Origin of the sequence: Kitasatospora sp. NPDC056783, from assembly GCF_042789895.1 — a bacterium.
Lineage (GTDB): Bacteria > Actinomycetota > Actinomycetes > Streptomycetales > Streptomycetaceae > Kitasatospora.
On sequence record NZ_JBHUAF010000677.1, the window covers coordinates 1 to 1,786 of the forward strand.

Sequence of the window (1,786 nt, forward strand, 5' to 3'; positions counted from 1 at the left end):
GGGTGCGCATGGGTGACCTCGGCAGGCTCGACGGGGACGGCTTCCTCCACCTGGTCGACCGGGAGAGCGACATCGTCAAGTCCGGTGCGCTGAAGGTCTCGACGCTGCGGATCGAGGCGGTGCTGCACGAGCACCCGCAGGTCGCCGACGCGGCCGCGCTCGGCCTGCCGCATCCGGTGATGGGCCAGGTGCCGGTGGCCGCGGTGGTCCCGCTGCCGGGCGGCATCGACCTCGACGGCCTGCGGCTGTTCCTGAGCGAGCGGCTCGCCCGGCCCGAACTCCCGGTCCGCGTCCTGGTGGTGGACGACCTGCCGCGCAACCCCAGCGGCAAGGTGGTCAAGCACCAGCTGCGGACCGCCTTCGACGAGCCCGCCCCGGCGGCCGGCCGGGCCCCGGAGACGGAGCGCGAACTCGCCCTGGCGGGCCTGTGGCGGACGGTGCTGGGCCGGCCGGTCCGCGCGGTGGAGGACGAGTTCTTCGCGCTCGGCGGGGACTCGTTCCGCGCGGTCCAGCTGGCCGCCGCGATCTCCGCCGAGTTCGGCGTGGCGGCGCGCACCGCACTGGTCTTCGAGCGCCCCTCGCTCCGCGCCCAGGCGGCCTGGCTGGAGCGGGCCGAGGCCACCGCGGCCGGGCCCGAGGAGCGGCCCGGGGGCGAGGTGTCGGCCTTCCTCCGCTCCCTGCGCGCCCAGCCGCACGACCTGCCGCTCACCTCGCAGCAGGAGAACTTCCTGCGCTGGATGGCCGAGGCCCCGGGCCGCAACGTCGGCTCGGTGGCGGTGATGTTCCGGGTGACCGAGGCCCTGCGGACGGACGTGCTGGCCGACGCCCTGCGCGAGGCGATCCGCCGCCACCCCGCGCTGCGGACCGGGTTCGTCCCGGTGCCCGACGCCGAACCCGGGGTGCTGCGGGCCGTCCTGCACGACGAACCGCGCGCCGACGTGGTGCTGGCGCGGGCGCCCGGCGAGAGCGACGAGGAGGTGTCGGCCCGGCTGGTCGCCGTCCGCGACCGCACGACGGACCTCGCGTCGGACCCGATGACGAGGCTGGCCGTGGTGAGCCGGGGGCCGGAGGACCACGCCGTCCTGCTGGCCGTCCACCACCTGGTCAGCGACGGCTGGTCGCTCGGTCTGCTGCTGCGCGACCTGGGGGTGCTGTACTCGGCGCTGAGCAACGGCCGCCGGGGGCCGGCCGCCCGCCCCGGCCCCGAGTACCGCGAGCTGGTGGAGTGGTCGAACGCCCACTGGCCGGCCTCCCGCACCCACTTCGCGGCGGCGCTGGCGGACGCGCCCGAGGCGATCGACCCCTTCCCTGGGCGCCGCCACACCGAGGTGGTGCTGAGCGCCGCCCACGCCTTCACGGTGCCCGCCGAGGCCGCGGACGCGCTGCGGGCCAGGGCGGCGGAGCTGGGGGCCACCCCGTTCCTCGCGGTGGCGGCGGTCTGGAGCGGCCTGCTGGCCGCCCGCAGCGGCCTGGACGACTTCGTACTGATGACGCCGGTGCCCGGCCGGACCAGGCCGGAGGCTGAGCGGGCGGTCGGCTGCTTCGTGCAGTCGCTGCTGGTGGGGGTGGACGCGTCGGGCGCGCCGGGGTGCGCCGAGCTGCTCGACCGGCTCCGGTCCGCCGCCACCGCCGCGCTCGACCACCAGCTGTACCCGTTCGCGGAGTTCAGCCCGCAGGTGCCGTTCGCGGCCTGGCTGAGGTACGAGAACTGGAGCGCGCCGGCCCAGCTGCCGGGGGTGGCCTGCGCCGCGTGGGAGCTGCCGCGCAACGCCACCGTGCCGTACCC

1 protein-coding gene is annotated in these 1,786 nt (G+C 76.8%); it reads left to right on the forward strand.

The window, feature by feature from the left end:
- Nucleotides 1–1,786, forward strand: a 1,786-nt coding sequence (locus ACFRMQ_RS40535) for a condensation domain-containing protein (protein ID WP_380735932.1), incomplete at both ends; no start/stop codon positions are given.